Here is a 24,978-nt window from a genome sequence, read left to right as displayed (position 1 = left end):
CTTTTTTTTCAAGAGACAGGAAGAATTAGCCGAAAAGATGGTGCAAAGGGTTATCAAATTGTCCTATTAATGTTACCCTGGTATAATAAGCCTATCCATTTTTTCTCTATTTCTGGAGAAAAGCTGCGCTTTTAAGCCCAAATCGTTGATTTTTGGCATCTGTATCTATCAAGCAGTAGGATGAGAGCAAAAATTGATAGACAAGGAGAAGACAGCAGTTATGAAATTTAAGAAAAAACCAATGGTGATGACCGCATTATCTGTACTTACCGTCTCAGGAGCGCTTTTCAGTCAGTCTACATATGCAGCCGAAGCTGCCAAAACCATTAAAGCGGTGTACAACAATATCGGTATTACGTATAACGGGACCGCAATCTCTTATGATGCTTTAAGCGAGCCTTTTATGATTAACGGCACAACCTATCTTCCGCTTCGCCTGGTGGGAACGGCTCTGAATAAAAATGTAACCTGGGATGGAACGAATAAGCGGGTTATTATCGCCGACAACGGGTCAGTCGTGGATCAATCCACAATTACGGCTCTAAACAATCAGATGAATACGCTGAACCAAGAACTGACTGCGACCCATGCCTCCCTAACGAGTAAGACTGCCGAAATTGTAACGCTGCAGGCAGATATTGAGAAGCTTAAGGCGGAGCAGAATCATGGCGGCGATCTCGATAAAATAGAAGAGAAACTAAATGACTTGTATGGGAATTACAAAAAAACGGATTCCGAAATATCGCTCAGCGGGGATACGGACGATATTACGGTCAGAATCGATGTGGATAAGTCCGAATGGAGAGATTTGACCACGAGCAGTAAAACGAGCCTTCTTCAGGATATCGTTGATGACCTCCTGGATGAATATGAGGACGCCGACATTTCAGGCGGAATCTACGACTCCAGTAAATTGGATTCTTTCTCTGTCAGCAGCAGCGGCAAAGTCAGTCTGAGCGGGAGCACGGTCAAAGAACTTGATGAGATGGAAGACGAACTCAAGGATGATCATAACAAATACAAAAATACAGACGCACGGATCTCACTCGGCGGGGACGAAGACGATATTACAGTCAGAATCGATGTAGATGAGAACGGCTGGAACGATCTTGCTATCGCCACACAGAAAAGATATTTGCAGGGTATCGTTGATGATCTGCTGGCTGAGTATGAAGGTGCTAAAATAACAGGCAAAATCTATGATTCTACCAGATTGGCTTCTTTCACAGTTAGCAGTAGCGGCAAGGTTAATCTGAGTACAGATGTAGATCTTCAGGATATAGTGAATCAGTTGAGCAATGACTATGGGAATTTCTACGGCGCAACTTTCAGCATCAAGCTGGAAGGGGAAGCCAATGATTCCATAACCATAAAAGCGTATGTGAGCAAAGAGGATTGGGACGCATTGAGTAGCTACCGTAAGAACCAGCTCAAATCGGGATTGCTTAAAGATGCTCTGGAATTTTTCCCTGATGCAGTTGTGTATGGATATATTTATAATAAAGAAGGCACGGGCAGCTATTTCGACCGATTCTAATGCTTTGAAAGTTACGGGAAGGATGGTGAACTGAGGATGGGAACTGTAAGGCTCTTGAAGAAGCCGGAAGCCATGATTTTCGATATGGACGGAACTTTGTTCCAGACCGAGACACTGCTGCTGCCAGCGTATCACAAGCTGTTTGATACACTGCGCGCGGAGGGGCTGTTTGAAGGGGAGACTCCACCGGAGGAACGGATGCTGAACAGTCTTGGCCTGCTGCTTGAAGAAATATGGCTGCGTGTCATGCCTGAAGCCAGCGAAGCCGCCCGCCAAAGAGCGGACGAACTGCTGCTGGAACTGGAAATCGAAGGGCTGAAACACGGAAGCCATCAATTGTACCCCCAGGTCAAAGAGACGCTTCAGGCTTTGCATGATCAAGGAGTCCGTCTGTTTGTAGCCAGCAACGGACTTGAGGACTATGTCAAAGGAGTGGCGGCTGCGCATGAGATCATGCCTTTGTTTGAAGGGCTGTACAGCGCAGGGGAGTACAATACGGTTTCCAAGGTCCATCTGGTTGAGCTGCTGCTGAAGAAGCATCGCGTAGCTAGCGCCTGGATGGTGGGAGACCGCTCCTCTGACGTAGAGGCTGGTAAAGAAAATGGACAGACGGTCATCGGCTGTGCTTATGCTGGCTTCGGTAGGGAGGACGAGCTGAAGGACTCCGATGTGCTCATACACGATTTTACGGAAGTGTTGCGTCTTTATAAAGAGGCGCAATAAGCATGCTCATAGGAAGAGTCCCGCCGCTTCAGGCGGGACCCTTTTTTTTATTCCTTCTAGGTGGCTTGAGAGTATGCTTTCTTTTCTTCGGCTCGTTCCCTGCGAGCTTCGAACGATATAGCCATAACGCATATTCGACCGGACGGACGATGGCCTTTTTGTAGGTGTCCTTTTCCCCGATTCGCGCGAACACTTCCCGTGAAGGCTTGGGATTGACCTCAAGCAGATAGATGTGTCCTTCCTTATTAATTGCCAGGTCCAAAGCCAGCTCACAGAGCCCGCCGTATAGAGATTCCAGATGCGTCGCGATCTGAATGCCCAGCTTGCCTGCCTCTTCCTCAATACGCCCCCGTAGTTCCTCGCCAGTAACCCAATGATCCAGCAGAATCCGCATGGGAACGGCACGGCCTCCTCCGTGCAGATTGGAAGTGACGCTTCGCACCGGACCTACACGTCCCGCACAGCCGGTCACCTCCCATTTGCCCTGTCCGTTTTTTTGTACAAGCAGCCTGTAATCATGCACCCGTCCGCTTTCCAGCTCAATAGGGATGCCTTCCTGAATTAAATAGTGATCCAATTTCCAGCGTCGGAGCCAGGCTTCCAGTCGTGTCCGGTGAACGCGGCTGCGAGGAATGATCTGGCGATTCATATTCCGCCCCTGGATTACATAATAATTGTCATCTGTACCGGGCTGCTCAATGCGCAGAATTCCTCTTCCTCCAGTACCGTTAACAGGCTTGAGATATAACAGACGGGTCTTTTTCAGCATCGATTCAATGTCTTTATGGCTTCTGTAAAGGACGGTTTCCGGCAAATGGGGTTTAAAGGGTACTTTGCTGAAAAGCACCTCATAAATGGTCCATTTGTTTCGGAGCGGCCGATTCAAATAAATCAAATGTCCGTACTTCGATCTGAACTCTCTTAACTGTTGGAATCGCGCGCCCTTTTGAATACGGCAGCGATCGTAGACCATTTGAGGGAAGGCGCGCCATTTTCGGGTCCATCTTCTTTGGGAGGGCTCGTAAATATGAGCAAGCAGCAGCTTGCGTGTTGGATGGACGTCCGCTGGCGTAAAGACGAAGATATCCAGCCCGAGATGGCGCCCCTCCTCGATCATCTTCTGATAGACCCTCCGGTCTTCAATTTGCTTTGCTTTGTTGAGATAAAGTGTCATGATGCCTAAGACAGGCTGCTGCATAACGCTTCACCTGCCTTGACACTGTATTTTGTATGGTTATGGCTAACCGGCTCTTCGAGTTTTCCGCTTGATTGCTTGAGGACAGCACGAAAAAGGCGGGCACCCAGTCGGTGTTCCCGGTATACCGGCCTAACTGCCACAATGGATGCCCGGGTGCCGTACCCCAACATCAGGCTGAAACCGGCTAATTCCGGTCCCAGCTCAGTGCGGACATACCCACAGACGAGAGCTGAGCCGGGCTGGCGGAGCTGCTCGGTTGTGAGAAGCAGGATTTCTTTTATTTGATTGCGGTGCGAAAGAGTATCGCTGCAGCTATATGCCATGTACAGCAGTTTACGCCTGAACAAAGGCCATTTATCCGGGGGATAGCTTAAGATAGAAACGACGTGTATCAAGCGTGATCACCTCCCGGCTTTAATACTTTTGCTGTTCGGCCAAATATGAGCTGTAATAAAAAATCCGCTCCAGAGATTTCTTCCGGATGTCAGGTTCGTCGAACTTCATCGGTTTGGCGTTTGCTTCGAAGAACCATAGGTTGCCGGAACGGTCAACTCCGAGGTCCATCGACATTTCCCCTATAATACCGTTGGCACTAATTTCAACCTGCCGTGCAATCTGCAGTGCGGCTCCTTGGACACGCTGCAGGTGCGCGGTGCTCATCTCCGTACCGAAGATATGGGTCAGCAGCTTTTGCGGATCCTCAATACTGCCGCCGCGCGGAACGTGAGTCGTAATGCTGCGGCTGCCGGCCAGCCGCGCTCCGATTCCGGTAACCCGCCAAAGGCCTCTCCGGTTTTTTTGAGCCAATACTCTCAGGTCAAATGGACGGTTGCGGCTGGTGGCCAGTTCAATACCCTGCTGAACAATATATGGAGTGCTGCCGATTTTGCGCTGAATTCGTGACCACAGATTGTTGAAATTTGCTGTTGTGTAAACGGTGCTTTTGCGCGCATTCTGAATTTTCAGCCGATAGGGCATGGGATTTTTTCTGCTAAAATTCACCGTCATGATGCCTTTGCCCGCCTTTCCGCTTTCGGGCTTGAGGTAAAGGTTGGGATAGGATTGCAGCATTTTCATGAGTACCCCGGAGCTTTGAAGCCTTTTGGTGGCTGGAACCAGACCCCGCGTTTTGGGAGAAGTCCGAAGCGCTTGAAACAGAGTCCATTTATTGAAGAAGCCAGGATTGTATAAAGCGATATCCTTGGCCCGCTGTAGCTCCTCGATACGGCTGCGTACCGAGGGTTTATGCTCATCAAGCCTGTCGGGAATCCGGTTGTAGACAACCTGGGGACGGGGAAAGTACCCCGGCTCCCACTGCTTTGTAGTCCTGTTGTAGCTGTAGCCTTTCACGGAATATTTTCCCGTGTCAAGATCTTTGACCGTAACGACGTAGACCAGATGTCCCATGCGCGATCCGGTTTCCCAGATCTCCTGGAAATTGTCTTTATTTCCCCGGAACATGCGCTTGTTATCATGCATGGTCAGAATAGCGACAATCGGTTTATCCAGTTTTCTGCTGTTCACGATTCCTCCCTCCTGCGGAACTTACTGAGATAGAGACAGTGATCAAGAATATGCTCGACAGAGGCCTTACCTTCCGCACGAAGCGAAGGATGTTGGAAGATGGAGCGTCCAGGCTTGGAGTTCGCTTCAAACATCCATATTTTCTCTGCTTGATCAATGCCTAGGTCGAAGCCAATCTCCCCGAGCAGATGGGAATGCTGGCGTTCAATAGCTTCGGCTAACGAGATGGCCGCCTTTTTGGCTTTTTCGAGTACCTCTCCTGAGCGGTCTCCGAAGGAACGGGAGAGGGCCCGCTCAGGTGTGAGGAGAGAGCCGCCATTTTTAATATGAGTGGTAACACTGCCCCTGCCTGCTTTTTTGGCTCCGATGCCAACAACAACCCATTTGTTGGAGCCGTTCTTGTGCATGTGGAACCGGAAATCGATCGGACAACTGTCTATTTCAATCAGGCGGATGCCCTGCTGAACGACATATCCGCGCATGGACCCTCCCAGTTTCGATTGAAGCATTCTGTATAAAGCATTAAACGACGAAAATCGCAGCAGGACATTGCTTTTATTTTTGCGGAAGCGGGCGAAATAACCGCGCTGGGGAAGCATGGAAAGACGGAAAATACCTTGACCAAGACTGCCGGCGCTCGGTTTGTAGTAAACAACCTGATGCCGTTCCAGCATTTCCTGCATCAGCTCCCTTCCCGGATTCACATGGTATTCCGGAACATAGCGAGCGGCCTGCGAATCCCTCTCAAGCATGCGGTAAATGTCAGATTTGTTGAAGAAGCTCCAATTGAAAAATGGGATTTTCCGGCGTATGAAGCGTTCCCGAAGCTGGTTGGTGGAAGGGGAGAAATCAAATCTTCTGCTTGGGAGGCGATTATATACGACATCAGGAAGAGGGACCGATTTACGTGTGAATGTTCCCTTATCTGTCAGAAAATAACCCGTCACCTTCTCCGTCTGCCAGTTAATGTCCTTCGGCGTAAAAGCAAAAATATAGCCATGCTTGCTTCCTTCTCTCAGAAGCTGTTTAATGAACCCGGTTCGTGATCCGAAGGGATTGGCAGCGGAGCCAGGCGCATCGGACAGCACCCCGATCAAGGGTCCCAACTGCACAACACCGTCTTCATTTTTCAATAATACGCTTCCTGATTTCGGGATTTTTATGGCATTGCGTACTCCGGAAGTCAGATATACATGCCGTCCCGCTTTTTTAATCGGCTTTACGGCTGTCGGAATCCGGCCTTTCCCGAGTCTGAGCTGAATCGACTTGTTTCTCGAAAGGTTTAAATTTTTGTACAGCGCGCTGGAGACATAAACGACTCGATCGGTCTGTGTCGTGAAATGAACGTTACAAGGGGTCAACCTCATGTATTTATCCTCCTATCCCGGTCGGGCGTGAAACTGTGGCCATGGACGCCGTCCGGGTCAGCTTAGCTGAAAACTTGGAAAGTGACGTATTGTGCCAGTATGGATCGCAGCCGGGCAATGCCGACGCATTAGATACCGTGCATACAGAAGCGGCCGGGCTGCAGCCGCAATGGCACCTGATCGGTCTCCGATTTCTGTAAAAACAGCACGCCCCGGTTTGGAGTTAATCTCCAGAATCCACAATTGCCCTGAACGATCAATGCCAAAATCTATACCCAGCTCACCGAGGCGGCCGTACCTGGCCTCCAATACTGGCGGTATATACATAGACAGTTGATTCAATTTCTTTAGAATGCTGTGTGACGGTTGTGTACCGAACTGATTCTGCAAATAACCTGCAACTTCCCGGGCTGTGCCTCCGCCGTGCAGGTTGGAGGTCAGGCTTCCTGGCTCACCTTCACGAACGGCGGTACCGGTCAATTTCCATTCTCCCGTCCCGTCCTTTTGCACCAGAGCACGAACGTCATAAGGGCGGCCTGTGGAGCTGTGTAAATCCAGAAACGGTTGAATAATATAAGGCCTTTCCCGAATAAACGCGGAAATCCAGTCATAAGCTTCATTAAAATTGGAATAAGTATGGAAAAATGTCTGATTGCTGTGATCCCGTCCCTGGAGTGAGAATGGGGAATCGTCGGAATCTGCGTGCTCTTGCAGACAAAGTGTTCCTTTTCCCTGCATGCCGGATTGCGGTTTCAGAAACACACCCTGTTGTCTGGAAAGCAGATTCCGAAGACGATCCTTGTTGAAGAGCATGGTCAGCGGCAGGTAAGGGGACAACAGAGGATCGGTTCTCAGCGAGCTGTAAACCCCCCATTTGCCTGGAAGACCACCAGAGAGGAAGGTGCATGGACACTCAAGTATGGATGCCATGCGCAGCAGCTGAGACCGAGCTGTCTTTCCTTCCCGATAATTACAGCAGCGGTTATAAATAATATCCGGCAGAGGAAAACTGCAGGCGCGCCAAGCCCCGTCATGATGCACGAAGCCGTCGATTCGTCCTGCTTCCGGGTGAATACTTTCTGAATTGAATGCAGCAACATGTATACCGAGCTGCCTGCCTATCTGGATCAATCTGCGGCAGAAGCTCAGTTCCGATAGGGGGACGGAGCCCTTGGCTGTACTGACAAGCACGCCCAGCATCGGTTTGGAAACAGCATGTAAAGCCAGCATACGGGGTGCCTCCTAATTCTCGGACGATCATACGGAAACTCTAGACCGGACTGCACAGCTAAAAGCCGGTCAAATGACAGGAATACTCCAGCATTCTCAGAACGGAAGGGCGAGTTTTTACATCCCCGAGAGGGGTGTTATCATTTTTGGACGGCTTGGAATTGACTTCGATCAGCCAGATCCTTCCTGAAGAATCAATAGCCAAATCAATACCTAATTCACCAAAGTGGGCGGGGATCGTATGGTCGATTCCTGCTGCGATTTGCAATGCCGCTGCCTTCAGCTTGTTGGGGGCATTTGCTTTTGCGGTGGCCGAAAGGGTGGTCTTGGCAACCGCATCCTTCACGGTGCTGAGCGTCCCGCCTCTGGCCAGATTGGAAACAAAATGGCTGCCTCCTGCAATGCGGGCAACGACCGATGTTACACTCCATGCGCCGCTGCTGTTCTTTTGCACCAGGGCGCGAAAGTCCACGGGGCGCATGTTGTGATGAATCAAGGTAAGCCCCTGCTGGATCTGGAAGCGGGTGGATCGCATCTTGCCCGACAACCCGGCAAACATCTTGGTGACGTTGGGGTAGGTTTGTTTGAGCGGCGTGCCCGTAGTCGTTGTTAGCATTGTGAACGAACCGTCAGCATTTTTGTTGATACGTATAATCCCTTTCCCCAGACTGCCGCGCACTGGTTTGATAAATACCTGGCTGTACAAGCCACACATCCGCTTAAAGACCGCAAAGTTTTCAAGCAGATGAGATTCGGGCAGATATCGCCGCAGTGCGCTGCTGCCTTTTAACGCATCAAAAACCTCGTGCTTATCGAGAAATTTTTCATTAAACACATGGGAGCCGTAACGGGATTTTACTTCTTTCATGAAATGCTGTACGCTAGGTTTGTTCTCAAGCTTACGGGAGGTCAGGCGGTTATTGACGACATCGGCTGCAGGTAGAGTAGCCTTTCTCCAGCCATTGCTGTATACCCAGCCTTCGACCCGGCTTGCATTTCCTGAAATATGCTCAGGTGTAAAGAAATACACAAACGCGCCCTGTTTACCGCATGCGCCAGACAGCTCACGACAAAATTGTGTGATCTTACCAAAAGGCTTGTCGTATTGCCCGGGATAATCCCTGCTGATAAGGACGCTGATCAGTGGACCCAGCCGGAGTGTCCGGCTCCTCGGGTTATATTGCATGCGAAGCGCGCAGTCTGAGAGGATTCCCATACTGTACGCGATGCCGCTCCCGAGACGAATTCCGTCATAACGAGGTACAGAGATCGCGGTCATTTGCTGACGGAATGCACCGAATACCAGTTGAACAGGGTACCCGGTTTGAAGCTTCAATTGCTTGAGCAGTTTTTCACCAACCATAAGGACGTCATCCTGCAAGATGCCCGATCCCATAACCTGAACCGTTATCTTTTTTTTGGACATCATGGATCTCCTTCCGGGCTGCAACTTCGATGTCTGAGGGAGGCAGGGGCTGCTTCAGTACATTGCATGTATTCCATCATATGAGGACATATATCCCTTGGTGATTAGCCTTTGTTTAAGATCTCAGAAAGTATAATCCTCGAAGCACAAGCTTCCTGAAATCGCAAGAAAAACTTCCGCTAAATGCGGTCTGCCTTCTGTGAAAGTACGATGATAGACGGTTTTCTTATAAAAAAAACTTGGAGGAATGTAAACCATGAATGTGTATGACAAAGCCCATGATTTGGCAAAGGCACTGAAAGAAAGCCCTGAGGTAGAGGAGATCACTTCTGCCATGAAGCTGATTGATGCGGAACCGGAAGCGAAGCGGATGCTGGATAATTTTCGGCAAAAGCAGATGGAAGTGCAGCAGCGTATGATGAGCGGCGACATGCCAGATCAGGAAGAGATGGAGAAGCTGGAGAAGCTGTTTGAAGTGCTTAGCATGAATCTAAGTATTCGCAGGCTCTTTGATGCGGAACGTCGTCTGAGCATCATTATTGAGGATGTTAATAAAATTATTACAGACAGCATGCAGCATTTGTACGGATCTTCCATGTAAGTTTGTCTCATATTCGACTCCCCTCCCTCATAGACTAGATACATAGATTCGCGATCAGGCTCATCCTGATTGGAATAAGGAAGGGGACCGGTATAGTATGAAAAAGAGATGGAAACATGGTGTGTATGTGCTGATTGCTTTGGCAATGCTCCTGATTGCGCTGCCGCGCATATCGTTGACCGGAGGCCTGGGCCTCGTTAACGGGTTTGGGATCGTCTGGGTGTTGTTTGCGCTCATGGTCATCGGGGCAAACCTTCATTTCCTGCTTGGGGTAGATGATGAGAAGCGCCAAGCGCTGGAAAGAGTTCGCAAGGCGAAGCTGCAGCAGTGGCAACTGCAGTTGGATAAAGAACGAGGCAGATCCATATAATGCGTGGGAGTCCCAAAAGGTCCATTGACCCGGGGGCTCTCTTTTTCTGTGTGCTGAGGCGCTCCGAGAACGAAACATTCCTCCAATCGCGGTTGCCCCTTCGGGACAAAGGCGAACGCTCCGCTTTTCCGGAATTGCTTCGTTCTCTCCGCTGCTTTGTGCGTAGCCCCTTTTTAAGATTTTACTTCTGTCCTGTCATGTTGCTATAATGGGTACAGATTAATACAGTTTGACCGTTGGGGGTGTAACAGTTGTGGAGGGTTATGATGAAACGGTAACGAAGCATGAGCAGCTTCTGCGGCATATTGAGGAGCTCAAGATTGGGGCCAAAATATCTGTGCGGAAGCTGGCAAGGGAGACCGGGGTGAGCGAAGGTACGGCTTACCGGGCCGTCAAGGAAGCGGAGAACCTGGGAATTGTCATTACCAAGGAACGGATTGGCACTGTACGTGTAGAGAAACGGCCGCGCGGCATGTCTGAGCAGCTTACCTTTGCCGATGTGGTCAAAATTGTGGAAGGCCATGTGTTAGGGGGAAGCGAAGGGCTGGATCAGCCGCTGCATAAATACGTGATCGGAGCCATGAGGGAAGAGGCGATGGCCCGTTACATAGACCCGGGCAGCCTCCTCATTGTGGGCAACCGGGATAATGCGCATTCGCTCGCTCTTGAGCAGGGAGCAGGTGTATTAATCACGGGTGGCTTCGGAACCACGCGCGAAGTCAAGCTGTTGGCGGACAAACTGAATCTGCCAATCATCTCCTCTCGTCATGATACTTTTACAGTTGCTTCCATGATCAACAGGGCTATTTTCGACCGGCTGATCAAGAAGAAAATTATGCTCATCGAGGATATTACCGCCCACAAACCTAAGCTGCACACTCTAAAGGGAGGCAGCACGGCAGCCGAATACGAACGGCTGGTCCAGATTACGGGTGAGCATCGTTTTGCGGTCGTGGACGAATGGAACCGTCTCGTCGGTATTGTCAGCCGCCCTGATGTGAAGGGCCTGCTGCCTGAGCAGACGATTGATAAGGTGGTCATCCGCAATCCGGTTACGGTGTCCCAGCAGACATCGCTGGCTTCGGCGGCCCAGATCATGACGTGGGAAGGCATTCATTATCTGCCTATCGTGGACCGCAGCCGCAAGCTGGTCGCGGCTGTTACAAGGCGTGAGGTGCTGGAGGCTTTGCGTAACGCGCAAAAGCAGCCGCAGCTTGGGGAGACGTTTGACCATTTGATCTGGAATGGTTTTGCGGAAGAGCGGGGTTCGAACGGAGAGCTGATGTTCCGCGGCTTTATTATTCCACAGATGGCTACCCATCTTGGAACGATCTCTGAAGGCGTTCTGATCAACATTATGACCCAGGCGGCCTACCGTGCGGCGAAGGATGTGACAGGCAATGACCATGTGCTTGATAATATAACCACTTATTTTATCAGCCCCGTCCAAATTGAGGACGCTGTGGTGATCCGTCCGGCGATCCTGGAAATCAGCCGCCGTGTGTGTAGGCTGGAAATCGAAATCCTGAGGGAGAACAACCTGGTATGTAAAGGAGTAATGACTATGCACTCTATAGATCCGGGCTGACCTGCAGGTGTCAAGTCATTGGGAGGATAAGGAAGGTCAGCTTCGGATATAGGGCCGTACTTCAATCCAGATTTGGAGCACATGTTCCATGACCAGCATCGTCTTGATCTGGACGGCATACTCCTTCTCGCGGACTGTATAGATTTTGCGGTTCAGCAGCGTACGAACCAGCCGACTGTCACTGTCAATTTCGAAAATGTCTCTGCCGCGAAGCACTTCCATGTCCGCATAGAGCTGCTGAATGATGTCCTTAATGTCGATAGGATCGATTTTCTCCGTGGACGCCTGTTCGGCGGTAATTTTAATTTTTTTGATGACCGTTTGTCGCCCGCTGAGCTGCTGCAGTGTCTTGTTATCTTCTTGCGCCTGCTGCAGTTGCAGCCGCAGGTCCTGATTCATGGTCCACAGCTCGTTGAAGCGGTTATGCCATACGATATTGTAAATAATTGCGCCGAACACCATGCCTAGCACGAGGAGAGAGGACGATCGGAAAGTTTGTATCCATTTATTCATAGGCTGCCCCGCTCAGCCGCGACTGCTGCACACCCATTTGACCAGCTCGGTGCCCATATGCGCGCCCAGAAAGGCGAAGATCAGATACAAAATCTGCTTGATGGCCGGAGACAGGTTACCGTCCAGCATATTGCTCTCAATGACCCGCATGGGATCAATGGTGCCGCCGACCGCGGCCGCGAGCGCCCATATTTTGATTCGTCCGGCGACATCCAGCATGGTTTGTGTAGGAGGCTGGAGAGAGACGATTGCCCCCATGCCTCCCAGCAAGGCCCCTCCCAGTACGATACCAAACGCAATGAAGAAATCCAGAATGACTTTGGAGATGAAGGTACTCATTCGGCCTATGCTCCTTTCGACTTGGCGAAGCCAATACATTCAGCCCCGGATATGCTCTTGTCCGCTCAGGGCTGTACTTTATTCTATGGGCGGTTTGTTGCAGGATATGATAAAATAGTTCCATTCAACAATCGAATTTCAGCGATAGACATTTGCACATATATACCACGGGTGAAAGGAAGAGAAGCGCATGAGTTCTTTTGTGCATTTGCACGTTCACAGTGAATACAGTCTGCTGGACGGCGCGGCTCGTACCCTGGACCTGGTTAAACAAGCCGCGGCCAACGGGATGGAAGCGCTGGCCCTGACGGATCATGGGGTTATGTACGGTATCATCCCTTTCTACAAGGCCTGCATGGAACACGGTGTCAAGCCGATTATCGGGTGTGAAGCCTACTTGACGGCAGGGTCCCGCAAGGAGCGCGGCAGTCGCAAGGATCAGCCCATATATCATTTGATACTGCTCGCCAAAAATATGGCGGGCTACCGTAATTTAATGAAGCTATGCTCGATAGGGCATCTGGAGGGCTTCCATTATAAGCCGCGCATTGATATGGAAAGTCTGGCAGCCCACAGTGAAGGAATCATCTGCCTTAGTGCCTGTTTGGGGGGCGAAGTACCGCAGCATTTGCTGCACGGCCGTGAGGAGGAAGCGCGACGCGCGGCGCGACGCTACCTTGATATTTTTGGAGAGGACTTTTATCTGGAGCTCCAGGATCACGGACTGCCTGAACAGAAACGGGTGAATACGCTTTTGGTGGCGCTTGCGCAGGAGATGGGCATTCCGCTTGTGGCGACCAACGACATTCACTATCTGACCCGTCCGGATGCGGAGGTGCAGGATGTGCTGATCTGCATCGGAACAGGGAAAACCGTAGAGGATGAAGGCCGCTTCCGGATTCCGACGGATCAGCTTTATTTTAAGAGTGCAGAGGAAATGAACCAATTATTTCCCCATCTACCGGAAGCGTTGGAGAACACGGTGAAAATTGCACGGCAGTGCAATGTGGAGCTGGAATTCGGCAAATCGATCCTGCCAGCTTACCGGCCTTTGCCTGAGGGCATGACACCTTCTGCTTACTTGAAGCAGCTGTGCGGCGAGGGATTGGAGAAACGTTATGCTGCCAGCCCGATGTGGACAGATCCGGAAGGCCGGAAGCAGTTGACATCCAGATTGGATTATGAGCTCGCTACGATCGAAAGCATGGGATTCAGTGACTATTTTTTGATTGTATGGGATTTTATCGCATTTGCTCATCGTAACGGGATCGTGACCGGGCCGGGGAGGGGATCTTCGGCAGGCAGTCTAGTGGCTTATGTGCTGGAGATCACGAATGTTGACCCCATCAAGTACAAGCTGCTTTTCGAACGCTTTCTGAACCCTGAGCGGGTCAGCATGCCGGACATTGATATCGATTTCAGCGACGAGCGGCGGGACGAGGTGATCACGTACGTAGTTGCGAAATACGGCCGAGAGCATGTCGCCCAGATCATTACCTTTGGAACGCTGGCTGCCCGGGCTGCCGTGCGCGATGTCGGCCGTGCGCTAAATGTGCCGTTCGGTGAGGTGGACAAAGCGGCGAAGCTGATTCCCGGACAGTTGGGCATTCATATCCATAGGGCGCTGGAGATCAGCCCCGAGCTGAAGGAGCTGTACGAGACGAAGCCTCGGGCGCGTAACCTGTTGGATATGGCCATGAAGGTGGAAGGTATGCCGCGTCATGCCTCGACGCACGCTGCGGGTGTTGTTATTTCGCAATCTCCCTTGACGGATGCGGTTCCGCTGCAGGAAGGTGGGGAAGGGATTCCGCTGACCCAGTACTCCATGGAAAATCTGGAATCGATCGGCCTGCTCAAAATGGATTTTCTCGGTTTGCGCACACTGTCCATTATAGAGCGCTGCCAGCAGTGGATTCGTGAGCAGTATGGCCGTAGTCCCGATTTTAACGAGATCAGCGACGACGACAGCCTCACATACGATATGCTGGGGCACGGGGATACGACGGGCGTATTCCAACTGGAATCAGCGGGGATGCGCCGGGTTCTTAAAGACCTGAAGCCTTCGGGCTTTGAGGATATCATCTCTGTACTTGCATTGTATCGGCCGGGCCCAATGGAGTTTATCCCGAAATTTATTGAGGCCAAACACGGGAAATCGGAGGTTCAATACCCGCATCCCGACCTGGAACCGATCCTTAAGGATACCTTTGGCATTATCGTATACCAGGAGCAGATTATGCAGATTGCGTCCCGCATGGCGGGTTTTTCGTTGGGAGACGCCGATTTGCTGCGCCGGGCGGTGTCCAAGAAAAAGCGTGAGGTATTGGATCGGGAGCGCGGACATTTTGTGCAGGGAAGCTTGAAGCAGGGTTACTCGGAGACGGAGGCGGAGGCTGTGTATGATATGATCGTCCGTTTCGCCGATTACGGCTTTCCCCGCGCTCATGCCGCCGCATACGGTGTGCTGGCTTTCCAGACGGCATATCTGAAGGCCCATTATCCGGTTCATTTCATGTCCTCTATGCTGGCCGCTGTCATGGGCAGCCACCGCAAGGTGGCGGAATATGTTGTTGAATGCAGACGAATGGCCATTGAAGTGCTGCCACCGGATGTCAATGAAAGCGGAGTGCTGTTTACGCCTGTAGCCCCGAAAATTACTGGCGGCGACCAGGCAGAGGACGAGTCCAGGCCAGGGAACATCCGCTTCGGACTCGCAGCCATCAAGAATGTTGGAACCCAGGCGATGGAAAGCATTCTGGCTGTCCGTGCCGAGAAGCCGTTTGACAGCCTCTTGGATTTCTGCCGCCGCGTGGATTTGCGTGTCTGCAACAAAAGAGTCATTGAATCTCTGATTCAGGCAGGCGCGTTTGATTCATTGCCGGGGCACCGTGCACAGCTTCTGGCCATGCTTGACGAAACGGTGGAAGCGGCCCTGAAATGGCGTAAGGAACGGGATGACCTGCAGATTCAGATGTTTGATTTTGTGGAGACCCCGAATTGGGAAATCCCGTACCCTGAGGTGCCTCCCTTCAGCGGCGGCCAGCAGTTGGAGCTGGAACGTGAACTGCTGGGGCTCTACTTGTCCGGCCACCCGCTGGACGATTTTGAAGAAGCGCTGGAGACGGCGGGGGCTGACAGGCTGAGGGAGCTGGCCGAGGAGGAGGACGATGTGGTGGTAGTTACCGCAGGCATGGTAGTATCACTCAAAACCATTACGACGAAGCAGGGCAAGCCTATGGCCTTTATTGAGCTGGAGGACCAGATCGAACGCTGTGAGGTTGTATTGTTTCCCGAAGTATGGCGTCGCAGCCAGCGGCTGGTTGAAAAGGGGGCTCTCTTGGCTGTGCGTGCAAAGGTTCAGCAGCAGGACGAGCATTTCAAGCTGCTCGCCGACGAAGTCGGACCGCTTGGCAGGGATGAGCTGGAGCGGCTGCGGCATAGACTGTCGGTTGGGACGCGTCCGCAGTCGAATACTCCAGCGAGCGGCGGAGCACAGGTCCATGCCCGCTCGCAAACCGGTGCGACGGTCCAAGCCGTGGAGTCCCGGGCTAAGGCCCCGGCTGCAGCTCTTGCAGAGAAGACCCCGACTCAGCGCGTATTTATCAAGATCACACGGCAGGCGGAGAAGGATGCGGAGCTGCTTACACGGCTGAAGCAGGTGCTGCAGGAGCATAGAGGTCCGCTGGAGACCATACTTTTCTACGAGAGCAGCCAGAAGCTGCTGGCACTGAGCGGGGCCTACAGAATCAAGCCATCGCAGGAGCTTTTCGGACAGCTTGAGGCGCTGCTTGGCAAGGATTCGGTCCGGGTTAGATGACCTATTATGGATCATTTTTGAACTATTTAGCTCTCTTTCGCATACACTTGAAAACACTGGCGAACTGATTTCAAATATTTCACGGGTTCGCAAAAGCCGAAGTCGTTCGGCTGTGGTGAAACGGAGGGAGCCTATGTCAAAGGCGTATGTAGAAGAGCTGCTGGAGCGCAGGGGAGTCGGGATCGAGTCCATTGCCGACATTGTTTTTCATTTGCAGCATGGCTATTATCCGGATCTGACTTTAGAGGAATGTGTTGAGAGCGTCAGAGCTGTTTTGCAGAAAAGGGAAGTGCAGTATACGCTCTATACAGGAATTGCATTGGATGAGCTGGCGGAGAAGGGGCTTCTGCCCCAGCCCTTGCAGGCGCTGATGGAAGCGGATGAACCATTGTTCGGGGTCGATGAAACCCTTGCTCTGGGAATCACCAGTGTGTATGGCATGATCGGCTTAACAAGCTTCGGATACGTGGATAAAGATAAAACAGGTATCATGAAGCAGCTTAACCGCAAAGATCAAGGTGTTCACGTCTTCCTGGACGACCTTGTCGCAGGTCTGGCAGCAGCCGCTTCCGCGAGGATTGCGCATCGCAATGAGGGTGCCAAGCACTATCCCACCCCGCCTTCTTAAATTTAAATTAAAATTTTATATTATGGCGTAGGAACGTGCCCGTAGCTTGGGCTGCCTATGTTTTTCAGCTTTGGAGCCCCTCCCTTAATCAGGAGGGTCTTTCTTGCGGGAAAAAAGAAAGGTATGGTATCATTGTTTCATTATACGGACTCAGAACATGAACCTTGGGGGGTTAAGAGGTGTGGACGGTGATCTATATTGCGCCTACGGCCAAGCTGGCTGAGAGGATCAAGCTTAAACTGTCTGAGGAAGGTTTTCTAGTGAAGACGCGTGCGATTAGCGCTTCCAAGCAGCAGTTTGAGATACTCGTCCCTTCCGGAGAAGTCGAAGAAGTTCAGGAAGTGCTTAATTCCATTTTGCACCGCTGAGTCCGAAACGGGCAGTAAGCATGATAAGAGTGCAGACAACGGTGACGCCTGCGGGCGTCGGCGGCTGATGTTATATCGTATTCAGGTGCCGCATGGCGACACGAGGACCTTTATCGGTTGCGGCCGACAAATTAACGGCTGGAGAGGTGTAGTTGTGTTTAAAGATTTATTTCAGAAGAAAAGGAAATACGCGACCATCCCGTCTGACAGAACCCTTCGAAACGACAGCCCGGAGACGCAGGAACGGCCTAAAAGGGAAATTCCTGAAGGCTTGATGACCAAATGCGGGAAATGCGGAACAATCCAATACAGCAAAGAATTGGAGAAGAATCTGAAAGTATGTCCGAATTGTGGTTACCATATGCGCCTGAATGCGCCGGAACGGATTCAAATGATATTGGATGAGGAAGATTTTACCGAGTTTGATGCGGACATGATCTCGGTCGATCCGCTGGGATTCCCGGGGTACAGCACCAAGCTTGAACAGCAGACCCTGAAATCGGGATTGCGCGAGGCTGTAGTTACGGGACGCGGGACAATAGGCGGGCAGCCTGTGGTCGCCGCAGTCATGAGCTTTGACTTTTTCACAGGCAGCATGGGCTCGGTAGTAGGCGAGAAGATTACCCGTGCTATTGAATATGCCATCGAACATCAACTGCCAATCATTATTTTTTCGACCTCCGGCGGCGCACGAATGCAGGAGAGCATTCTGAGCCTGATGCAAATGGCCAAGACAAGCGCGGCTCTCGCGCGGCTGGACGAGCAGGGTGGACTTTACATTTCTGTGGTCACAGATCCGACAACCGGCGGTGTATCGGCCAGCTTCGCTACGCTGGGAGATATTAACATTGCGGAGCCGGGTGCGGTTTTTGGCTTTGCGGGACGGATTGTCATCGAGCAGACGATTCGCCAGAAGCTGCCTGATGATTTTCAGACGTCTGAGTTTAATCTGCAGCACGGTCAGCTCGATATGGTGGTGCACCGCAAGGACATGCGCGCTACACTTGCCAAGCTGCTAGAACTTCACAGCACGAAAGGGGCGAACTAGATTGGCAGGAGAATTGCCTTACGAAAAACCTCTTGTGGAGATGCGGCAAAAGATTGAGGAGCTGCAGCAGTTCGGTCAGGAGAAAGGGATAGATTTCACTGAAGAAATCGGCCGCCTTGAAGAACGGTACCGCAAGATGGAGGATGAGATTTACAGCAGCATTACCGCAGCACAGAAAATGCACCTTGCCCGTCACCAACAGCGGCCGACTTCGCTTGATCTGATCGAGCTGGTGTTTACGGACTTCATCGAACTGCACGGCGACCGCCTCTTCGGCGACGATTTGGCGGTGGTAGGGGGGCTGGCCCGTCTGAACGGGACGCCGGTCACCGTCATTGGACAGCAGCGGGGTAAGGATACGAAGGACAATATCGCACGCTTTTTCGGCAGTCCGCATCCGGAAGGATTCCGGAAAGCACTGCGTCTGATGCAGCAGGCGGACAAGTTCCGCCGGCCGATTATTACGTTTATCGATACCAAAGGGGCTTACCCGGGAAATACGGCAGAGGAGAGAGGTCAATCGGAAGCGATCGCCCGCAACCTGCGGGAAATGGCGAAGCTTTCGGTGCCTGTTATTTGTGTGGTCATCGGTGAGGGTGGGAGCGGCGGTGCGCTGGCAATGGCTGTCGGCAACCGGGTTCTGATGTTAGAGCACGCGATTTACTCTGCGATTTCTCCTAACGGTGCGGCCTCTATTTTGTGGAAGGACGCGTCCAAAGCGGATCAGGCGGCCGAAGCGATGAAGATCACCGCACATGATTTACTGGACATGGAAGTCATCGAAGATATTATTCCAGAGCCAAGGGGCGGCGCCCATAAGGACTATGAGAAGACTGCGAAGGCCATCCACTCTTCGTTGGCAGTGCATTTGAAGGAGCTGTCTGCTATGAACCCTGAAGAACTGCGGGAAGACCGCTACCGTAAGTTCCGCAAAATCGGCGAGTTTACGTATGCGCAGGACCAGACGCCTAGTACGGTTTTGGATGAGGGATAACGGGGAAACAATAAATATGACGAAGTTCCTATACAAATAGACAAAATTATAGTAGATTTAATTGTTGGAAAAAGATATAGACAGACCTTGTGAAAACGGAGGAAAACCTAAATGCGCAAAACGAAGATTGTATGTACCATCGGTCCTTCCAGTGAGTCTTTGGAAAATGTGAAGAAACTGATTATGGCCGGCATGAATGTAGCCCGTCTGAACTTCTCCCACGGTGATTTCGAGGAGCATGGCAACCGTATTAAGAATATCCGCCAGGCTAGCCAGGAACTGAACAAAAATGTTGCTGTGCTGCTCGATACGAAGGGGCCGGAAATCCGGACCGGAAAGCTTGAAGTTGAGCCGATCGAACTGGTTCAGGACGAGTACATCACTCTAACCACGGAAGAAATTCTCGGTGCGAAGGAACGTATTTCCATCACGTACCGTGACCTGCCTTCCGATGTGTCTCCTGGCTCCACGATTCTGATCGACGACGGTCTGATCGGTCTCACTGTTGTTGAGGTTGCAGGTACCGAAATTAAATGCCGTATCGTCAACGGTGGTACAATCAAAAGCAAGAAGGGCGTCAACGTGCCTGGGGTTCATATTTCCCTGCCTGGTATTACGGAAAAGGATGCAGCGGATATTGTGTTCGGTATCGAACAGGGTGTCGATTTCATCGCTGCTTCTTTCGTACGTAAAGCAAGCGACGTATTGGAAATCCGTGAACTGCTTAAAAAGCACAATGCGAGCCATATCCAGATCATTTCCAAAATCGAGAACCAGCAGGGTGTAGACAACCTGGACGAAATTTTGGAAGTATCTGACGGACTGATGGTAGCCCGTGGTGACCTCGGGGTTGAAATTCCCGCAGAGGAAGTACCCATTGTACAAAAGCTCATGATTGAGAAATGTAATATTGCCGGTAAGCCGGTCATTACTGCGACACAGATGCTGGACTCCATGCAGCGTAACCCGCGTCCTACCCGTGCGGAAGCAAGTGACGTCGCCAACGCAATCTTTGACGGTACAGATGCCATTATGCTCTCCGGTGAAACGGCTGCTGGTAAATATCCGGTAGAGTCGGTGCTGACGATGTCCCGCATCGCCGAGAAAGCGGAATCCGCTTTGAACTACCGTGAGTTGTTCCAGAAACAAAGAACAGCACAGCAAGTTAGTATTACGGAAGCGATCAGCCAATCGGTTTCCATCTCGGCGCTTGATCTGCATGCGAAAGCGATTATCACATCCACTGAGTCGGGCACTACGGCACGTATGATCTCGAAATACCGTCCGCAGGCTCCGATTGTTGCGGTAACAACTGATGAGCATACACTCCGCCGCTTGGCACTGATCTGGGGTGTTGTGTCCGTCAAGGGAAGATCTGTAGATTCAACGGATGATCTCTTTAACAACGCTATAGAAGGCGGAGTCAAGAGTGGTCTTGTCAAAGAGGGAGACCTTGTTGTGATCACGGCAGGCGTTCCGCTTGGACGTTCCGGTTCCACGAACCTGATTAAAGTGACTCAGGTATAAGCGATTTGTAATACAGGCTGTTCCCGCTGCAGAATTTTATTCTGAGTGGGGAGCAGCTTTTTTTATAGGTGATGTTCTATTAACCAGGCTGAAAAGAGGGAGGCGATGGCTTGGCACATCGGATCAGAACAGGGCTACTCCTTCAGTAAACTGACCGCCTTTTCGAGGCGGTTATTTTTATGTCGCTTAATCCCAAAAACTTTACATCCGCAGTGTTTGTTCGGTTTGGTTGAGAATGAAGTTCTTGAATGCCTCTACAGTGACGGACAGCGGGTGGTTGGCGTGCATCATATAAATTTCATAAGAAGTCGGCCGGGTTCCGGGAAGATCATGCCACAATAGTCCATGTTCCTGCTCTCGGATGCCGTTTTGAGGGAAGAAAGCGATCATGCTCCCGGCTGATACTGCATGCTTGAGCGCTTCAAGGGAAGCGGTCTCCAATACGATATTTACGGAAGTCATCGCTACGCTACTCCGTTCAAACCATGTCTTTACATAGCTGTGCAGGAATGATGGGGATGACGCTATGGCGAAAGCCTCATGCAGTAGTTCTTCCTTTGTGGGCTGTGCTCCCGTACTGAATGTGTGCGCTGTAGAAGTCATGATTCCTATGTGATCCCGGAATACAGGATGACAGGATATCGAATCGGACAGGAGCGGATCATGGACAAAAGCAAAATCGATCTCTTCCTCCTGGAGGAGCTGTTTGATGGTATCCGCGGGATGAATCTCAAGTGAAATATAGGTCTTCGGATTGATTTTGGTATATTCCGTCACCAGGCCGGGAACTATATAACTGCCCGGAATGATCTCAGCAGCGATCCGGATCCTATTCCCCGTCAGTTGGATATGATCAGCCAATGCCTGCATGGCCGCAGACTCTAGAGAGAGGATCTGCCGCGCATAAGGAAGCAGCTTTCTCCCGGCTTCGGTGAGCAGGATGCGCCCTCTGGCAGAATGAAAAAGCGGTGTTTGCATTTCCTTCTCCATACTCTTCATATGGAATGAAATTGTGGGCTGTTTCATGTTCAATGCTTGTGCGACTTCAGTCACTTTATGATATTTGTCTATAAGAACCAGGATCTGATATTTCAACAATTTCAAAGTTATCCCCGCCTAAACCAGTATAGATTTATTATATACAAAATTCGATAAAATCTATTGTTTTTTTATATTGTTTTTACAAAAGTATGATTTTGACCTAACATTCAAAACCTACAATAAAAAAGTAGCTGATGGACAAAATAAAAACAAACCGTCACTAATAAGGGGAGGACAATTTATCATGTTAAAAAAATGGCCGTTCGTTCTGATGACACTTACTCTGGTGTTCCTGCTTGCCGCATGTGGTTCAGGCAAAAATGCTGCACAGGGCGGTGAGACAGGAGGAACAACCAATGAGGGTCAGGCTGCAGAAACACCGGCTCTGAGTGGTAACGTCCTGGCTGTTGGATCGACAGCACTGCAACCGTTGGTAGAGCAAGCAGCACAGAAGTTTATGGCTGAAGATCAATATAAAGAAATTTCCGTTCAGGTTCAAGGCGGCGGAAGCGGCACAGGCCTGACACAAGTGTCCGGCGGACAAGCGGATATCGGTAACTCCGATGTATTTGCTCAAGAGAAGCTGGAAACAGGTGCAGAAGAGTTGGTTGACCATCAGGTTGCTGTTGTAGCCATGGCTGCTGTTGCTAACCCGCAAGTGGGTGTGGATAATCTGACAAAAGATCAACTGGTGTCTATCTTCACGGGCAAAGTAACAAACTGGAAAGAAGTTGGCGGTGCGGATCAAGCGATCGTGATCATTAACCGTCCTAGCAGCTCCGGTACACGCGCTACTTTCGAGAAATACGCTCTGGGTACCAAAACTGAAGACCTTCCAGGTTCCATCCAGCAGGATTCTTCCGGTACAGTTAAAAAGCTGATTGCTGAAACACCTGGCGCTATCGGTTACCTGGCTCTGTCTTACCTGGATGACACCGTTACTTCTCTGAAATATGACGGTGTTGAGGCTAATGTCGAGAACGTTGAAAAAGGCGATTATCCGGTGTGGGCTTACGAGCATATGTACACTAAAGGTGATCCACAGCCTCATGTAAAAGCTTTCCTGGACTACATTCTGTCCGACACGGTTCAACAAGCTGACGTTGTGGATCTTGGTTACATCCCGGTAGGCGGCATGCAAGTTACACGTGATGTTGACGGTAACGTAACGAAAAAATAATAAACACTTCATGAGCCGGACACATGTACGGCGAACAATCAGTCATCACACGAAGAAGAGAGGCGGACATGCGTCCGGCCTCTATTCTTCGGTTAAAAGGAGCTTAAGATGGAACCTATTGAAGGGAAGACTTACATGGAGCAAAGTAAAAAATCCCGTGGCATGATGAGAGAAAAGCATTACTGGGAAGAATGGACCGGCCGTATATTTACGTCGGTTTGTGTCGTTTTTTTGATTGCAGTTATTATTTCTATCGTCTATTTTGTAGCTTCCAAGGGAGTGGCTACATTTGCGTTTGATGGAGTGAGTCTGCGCGAGTTCTTCTTTGGTACGAAATGGAGTCCGGACGGTCGACCGGCCTCATTCGGCGCGCTCCCCTTTATTACGGGATCGTTTGCGGTTACCATTCTTGCAGCCCTTATTGCCAGCCCACTTGGTCTGTGTGCGGCTTTATTCATGACAGAGATCGTGCCGAAGTTCGGTAAACGGATTCTGCAGCCGGCGATTGAATTGTTGTCCGGTATTCCTTCCGTTGTTTACGGTTTTGTAGGGCTGACTGTGCTTGTGCCTTTGCTGCGCAATGTGTTTGGCGGGCAAGGCAACGGCATTCTCGCAGGCTGTCTGGTTTTGTCGCTTATGATTCTTCCTACGATTACAAGTATTATGGCGGATGCTCTGGCGTCCCTGCCGAAGGGCCTTCGAGAGTCTTCTTTTGCTCTTGGTGCAACCCGCTGGCAGACGATTGCACGGGTGGTTATTCCGACTACGCTACCGGCCTTGATGACAGGTATCATCCTCGGCATGGCCAGAGCATTCGGTGAAGCTCTTGCCGTGCAAATGGTTATCGGTAACGCTCCGCACATTCCACAGTCCCTGCTGGAATCAGCCTCAACGCTGACCAGTGTGATTACGCTCAGCATGGGCAATACAGCGATGGGCTCGCTGCAAAACGATGCTTTATGGAGCATGGCACTCGTTCTCCTGCTGATGACATTCGTATTCGTGCTGCTGGTTAGGCTGCTTGAAAGGAGAAACCGGATTTAAATGATGAAAGCTAAATCGATCGATAAAGCCGCTACGCTTATCATTTGTTTTTTTGCTCTGTTGATTGTCGCCGTCTTAATTGGTCTTATTGGTTTTATATTGTTCCGCGGCATCAGCCATATTTCTTGGGATTTTTTAACAAGTGCTCCGCAAACGCTGCGTGTAGGTGGCGGTATCGGTCCACAGTTGTTCAACTCCGTATTTCTGCTGGTGTTGACGCTGATCATTACAATTCCCCTCGGATGGGGAGCGGGCATTTATATGGCGCAATACGCCAAGCCGGGACGTCTTACGGATTTCATCCGGTTGACCGTAGAGGTTCTGTCTTCGTTCCCGTCGATCATCATCGGTCTTTTTGGATTGCTGCTGATAGTCAACACGTTTAATTTCGGCTTCTCCTTATTGTCGGGTGCGCTCGCTTTGGCGGTATTTAATCTGCCGCTTATGGTGCGTACGACGGAGCAGGCATTCCGGTCAGTGCCAAGAGAGCAAAAAGAGGCAGGGCTGGCTTTGGGCTTGTCCAAATGGAAAATCATCACTTCCATTATGCTGCCGGTTGCGCTGCCAAGCTTGATTACCGGTACGATTCTGGCGGCCGGTCGTATTTTTGGCGAAGCTGCGGCCCTGCTGTTCACGGCAGGCATGACTACGCCTCCGCTTGATTTCACGGACTGGAATCCGCTCAGCCCGAGATCGCCGATCAATCCGATGCGGCCTGCTGAAACGCTGGCCGTGCATATCTGGAAGGTGAACAGTGAAGGTATTGCGCCTGACTCCGCAGAAATTGCCGCCGGAGCGTCAGCAGTACTGGTTCTACTTGTGCTGGCATTCAATTTGTCGGCCCGTTGGCTTGGCAAAGTGGTATACAAAAAGATGACTGCTGCGAAGCGTATGGATTAAAAGGAGATGAACCAA

Annotated in this window: 23 protein-coding genes; 14 read left to right on the top strand and 9 right to left on the bottom strand. The window is 50.9% G+C overall.

All coding sequences use genetic code 11. From position 1 onward, the window contains the following. Positions 1-220: 220 nt before the first annotated feature. The gene (locus OIN60_RS14080) at positions 221-1,537 is read left to right on the top strand and encodes a stalk domain-containing protein (RefSeq protein ID WP_305755470.1); all 1,317 of its coding nucleotides are present in this window, start codon (positions 221-223) and stop codon (positions 1,535-1,537) included. 36 nt (positions 1,538-1,573) lie between these two features. Beyond that, positions 1,574-2,260, top strand: a complete 687-nt coding sequence (locus tag OIN60_RS14075; RefSeq protein ID WP_305755469.1) for an HAD family hydrolase — start codon at positions 1,574-1,576, stop codon at positions 2,258-2,260. Between the two features lie 28 nt (positions 2,261-2,288). Here OIN60_RS14075 and OIN60_RS14070 read toward each other — a convergent pair whose 3' ends face one another. Genes OIN60_RS14070 through OIN60_RS14045 form a run of 6 tightly spaced genes read right to left on the bottom strand, consistent with a single transcriptional unit; the run spans position 2,289 to position 9,005 of the window. After that, positions 2,289-3,458, bottom strand: coding sequence for a YheC/YheD family endospore coat-associated protein (locus OIN60_RS14070; protein WP_305755468.1), 1,170 nt, complete (start codon positions 3,456-3,458; stop codon positions 2,289-2,291). Then, on the bottom strand, positions 3,440-3,853 hold the full coding sequence (locus OIN60_RS14065) for a hypothetical protein (protein ID WP_305755467.1): 414 nt from the start codon (positions 3,851-3,853) through the stop codon (positions 3,440-3,442). The genes OIN60_RS14070 and OIN60_RS14065 overlap by 19 nt, the downstream gene beginning before the upstream one ends. Positions 3,854-3,872: 19 nt before the next feature. After that, the gene (locus OIN60_RS14060; protein ID WP_305755466.1) at positions 3,873-4,982 is read right to left on the bottom strand and encodes a YheC/YheD family endospore coat-associated protein; all 1,110 of its coding nucleotides are present in this window, start codon (positions 4,980-4,982) and stop codon (positions 3,873-3,875) included. Next, positions 4,979-6,349, bottom strand: coding sequence for a YheC/YheD family endospore coat-associated protein (locus OIN60_RS14055; RefSeq protein WP_305755465.1), 1,371 nt, complete (start codon positions 6,347-6,349; stop codon positions 4,979-4,981). Before OIN60_RS14055 ends, OIN60_RS14060 begins: the two co-directional genes overlap by 4 nt. 57 nt (positions 6,350-6,406) lie before the next feature. After that, positions 6,407-7,579 carry a YheC/YheD family endospore coat-associated protein gene (locus OIN60_RS14050; RefSeq protein ID WP_305755464.1) on the bottom strand — a complete coding sequence of 391 codons (1,173 nt, stop codon included), beginning with the start codon at positions 7,577-7,579 and terminating at the stop codon, positions 6,407-6,409. Between the two features lie 58 nt (positions 7,580-7,637). After that, entirely contained in the window at positions 7,638-9,005 is a 1,368-nt protein-coding gene (locus OIN60_RS14045) for a YheC/YheD family endospore coat-associated protein (protein ID WP_305755566.1), read from the bottom strand. A gap of 256 nt (positions 9,006-9,261) precedes the next feature. Between OIN60_RS14045 and OIN60_RS14040 the strand changes: the two genes are divergently transcribed. From OIN60_RS14040 to OIN60_RS14030, 3 genes are all read left to right on the top strand, one after another. Continuing rightward, positions 9,262-9,606 (top strand): YlbF/YmcA family competence regulator, encoded by a 345-nt coding sequence (locus OIN60_RS14040; protein WP_305755463.1) that lies wholly within the window; start codon positions 9,262-9,264, stop codon positions 9,604-9,606. Positions 9,607-9,703: 97 nt separating this feature from the next. After that, positions 9,704-9,976, top strand: coding sequence for a hypothetical protein (locus OIN60_RS14035; RefSeq protein WP_305755462.1), 273 nt, complete (start codon positions 9,704-9,706; stop codon positions 9,974-9,976). 253 nt (positions 9,977-10,229) lie between these two features. After that, the gene (locus OIN60_RS14030; protein ID WP_305755461.1) at positions 10,230-11,564 is read left to right on the top strand and encodes a DRTGG domain-containing protein; all 1,335 of its coding nucleotides are present in this window, start codon (positions 10,230-10,232) and stop codon (positions 11,562-11,564) included. Positions 11,565-11,600: 36 nt separating this feature from the next. Here the strand turns inward: OIN60_RS14030 and OIN60_RS14025 are convergent, their stop codons facing one another. Together OIN60_RS14025 and OIN60_RS14020 are read right to left on the bottom strand one after the other, a co-directional pair. Further along, entirely contained in the window at positions 11,601-12,077 is a 477-nt protein-coding gene (locus OIN60_RS14025) for a sporulation membrane protein YtrI (protein ID WP_305755460.1), read from the bottom strand. A gap of 12 nt (positions 12,078-12,089) precedes the next feature. Further along, positions 12,090-12,416 (bottom strand): YtrH family sporulation protein, encoded by a 327-nt coding sequence (locus OIN60_RS14020; RefSeq protein ID WP_305755459.1) that lies wholly within the window; start codon positions 12,414-12,416, stop codon positions 12,090-12,092. Positions 12,417-12,606: 190 nt separating this feature from the next. Between OIN60_RS14020 and OIN60_RS14015 the strand changes: the two genes are divergently transcribed. The 6 genes from OIN60_RS14015 (at position 12,607) to pyk (ending at position 20,798) form a co-directional block, all read left to right on the top strand. Continuing rightward, complete coding sequence (locus OIN60_RS14015) at positions 12,607-16,233, top strand: DNA polymerase III subunit alpha (RefSeq protein ID WP_305755458.1); 3,627 nt, start codon at positions 12,607-12,609, stop codon at positions 16,231-16,233. A 133-nt stretch (positions 16,234-16,366) separates the two neighbouring features. Continuing rightward, positions 16,367-16,861: a phosphatidylglycerophosphatase A family protein gene (locus OIN60_RS14010; protein WP_305755457.1), complete on the top strand. Its 495-nt coding sequence runs from the start codon at positions 16,367-16,369 to the stop codon at positions 16,859-16,861. A gap of 179 nt (positions 16,862-17,040) precedes the next feature. Further along, a complete protein-coding gene (locus OIN60_RS14005; RefSeq protein WP_305755456.1) occupies positions 17,041-17,229 on the top strand; it encodes a glutamate decarboxylase in 189 nt (62 codons plus the stop codon). A gap of 154 nt (positions 17,230-17,383) precedes the next feature. Continuing rightward, positions 17,384-18,277: an acetyl-CoA carboxylase, carboxyltransferase subunit beta gene (gene accD, locus OIN60_RS14000; protein ID WP_305755565.1), complete on the top strand. Its 894-nt coding sequence runs from the start codon at positions 17,384-17,386 to the stop codon at positions 18,275-18,277. 1 nt (position 18,278) lies between these two features. After that, positions 18,279-19,271 (top strand): acetyl-CoA carboxylase carboxyltransferase subunit alpha, encoded by a 993-nt coding sequence (locus OIN60_RS13995; RefSeq protein ID WP_305755455.1) that lies wholly within the window; start codon positions 18,279-18,281, stop codon positions 19,269-19,271. 111 nt (positions 19,272-19,382) lie between these two features. Then, positions 19,383-20,798: a pyruvate kinase gene (pyk, locus tag OIN60_RS13990; protein WP_305755454.1), complete on the top strand. Its 1,416-nt coding sequence runs from the start codon at positions 19,383-19,385 to the stop codon at positions 20,796-20,798. 201 nt (positions 20,799-20,999) lie between these two features. On the opposite strand, the gene OIN60_RS13985 is transcribed toward pyk, so the two are convergent. Further along, the gene (locus OIN60_RS13985; RefSeq protein ID WP_305755453.1) at positions 21,000-21,902 is read right to left on the bottom strand and encodes a LysR substrate-binding domain-containing protein; all 903 of its coding nucleotides are present in this window, start codon (positions 21,900-21,902) and stop codon (positions 21,000-21,002) included. Positions 21,903-22,083: 181 nt separating this feature from the next. On the opposite strand from OIN60_RS13985, the gene OIN60_RS13980 reads away from it, so the two are divergent. The 3 genes from OIN60_RS13980 to pstA all read left to right on the top strand — a co-directional run bounded on the left by OIN60_RS13980 (position 22,084) and on the right by pstA (position 24,963). Next, complete coding sequence (locus OIN60_RS13980; protein ID WP_305755452.1) at positions 22,084-23,019, top strand: phosphate ABC transporter substrate-binding protein PstS family protein; 936 nt, start codon at positions 22,084-22,086, stop codon at positions 23,017-23,019. Between the two features lie 108 nt (positions 23,020-23,127). After that, complete coding sequence (pstC, locus tag OIN60_RS13975; protein ID WP_305755451.1) at positions 23,128-24,063, top strand: phosphate ABC transporter permease subunit PstC; 936 nt, start codon at positions 23,128-23,130, stop codon at positions 24,061-24,063. A 3-nt stretch (positions 24,064-24,066) separates the two neighbouring features. Beyond that, positions 24,067-24,963, top strand: coding sequence for a phosphate ABC transporter permease PstA (gene pstA / locus OIN60_RS13970; protein ID WP_305755564.1), 897 nt, complete (start codon positions 24,067-24,069; stop codon positions 24,961-24,963). Positions 24,964-24,978: the final 15 nt, after the last annotated feature.

This window comes from Paenibacillus zeirhizosphaerae (assembly GCF_030705605.1).
In the GTDB taxonomy this organism is placed as follows: Bacteria; Bacillota; Bacilli; order Paenibacillales; family Paenibacillaceae; genus Paenibacillus; species Paenibacillus zeirhizosphaerae.
The sequence above is the reverse complement of the archived record's forward strand: the minus strand, read 5'-3'. Positions and strand labels throughout refer to the sequence as shown.